General features: G+C 58.7%; 1 protein-coding gene. It reads right to left on the bottom strand.

Annotated elements, in window-relative coordinates; genetic code table 11:
* Nucleotides 1-358: 358 nt before the first annotated feature.
* Nucleotides 359-778: a recombinase family protein gene (locus tag ILT44_RS30475; protein WP_307826753.1), complete on the bottom strand. Its 420-nt coding sequence runs from the start codon at nt 776-778 to the stop codon at nt 359-361.
* Nucleotides 779-1,047: the final 269 nt, after the last annotated feature.

The following is a 1,047-nucleotide window of genomic DNA, read 5'->3' on the forward strand; positions in this document are numbered from 1 at the left end:
AAAGATCCCAAATACGAGATCGTTAGTCTCGCCGCTCAGAGACACGGATGTAAGGTGGGGTCAGAACATCGCTTACCAATTATCTTGGCGACGGCACCCGCTGCATAGGGCCTTCTTGTTCCTGTCATAAAGCCAGCCCTGGCCAGTTCGTCTAAAATTTCCGCAGGGTGCGCTTGTGTCCCTGAACCTTGTACCGCCGCAGCTTCTTGTTCCAGGTGACCATCTCCGGACTGATCGCGGTGTAGCCTTGGCGCCCCTCAACCTTCGCCTGTAGCGCGTTTGCGGTGCCGTACGCCTTTCAGCTTGGCGATCACTATAGCCTTCTCGAACTCGCACACGGCTCCGAGGACCTGCCGGATCAGCTTGGCCGTCGGGTTTCATCAAGTAAAGCATCGGACTTATCGGCTGCAATCAGCTCGGTACCGCGTTCTTTCAGCATCGCATAGCCTCTCTCCTGCACGATCAGGTTACGGGCAAAGCGATTTGCCGTTTCAACGACGATGGTCCTGACACCATTAGAGCCGATGCGCTCCATCATGGCCGCAAAGGACGGACGCGCCATGATGTGGTCGGCCCCGCCCACCGCCTCGCCGTAGTAGCTGTCCACGATCTCGTAGCCAGCGGCCCTGGCGAACGTTTCGATGGCAGCCCACTGGCGTTTCTTACTGTCCTTGTCGGCTCCCGCGGTCGCCGCAGACGAAGAGCTGGGAAAGCGAGCACAGGGACGAGCAGATGGAGATGATCCGCTCGCTGATCGAAAATATCGAGCTCTCAACAAAGGAGGAGGGTTGTCTCAACGCGCTTCTGCACAGCGATCTCGCGTGCACCCTGGTGTTGTGCTTGACAGACCAGCCGAAGGCCCGGCCGCACCAAGCCCTCTGCGCGCGTGCTGGCGGGTTTTTCTCTGCAGGTGCATGTGCCCCGACAAGCAAAAGCCCTCGCCGGGTTTTTCCGTGCGAGGGCTTTGTTGTGTTTGGTTGCGGGGACAGGATTTGAACCTGTGACCTTCAGGTTATGAGCCTGACGAGCTACCGGGCTGCTCCACCC

Origin of the sequence: Microvirga arvi (genome assembly GCF_016892765.1) — a bacterium.
Classification (GTDB): Bacteria; Pseudomonadota; Alphaproteobacteria; order Rhizobiales; family Beijerinckiaceae; genus Microvirga; species Microvirga arvi.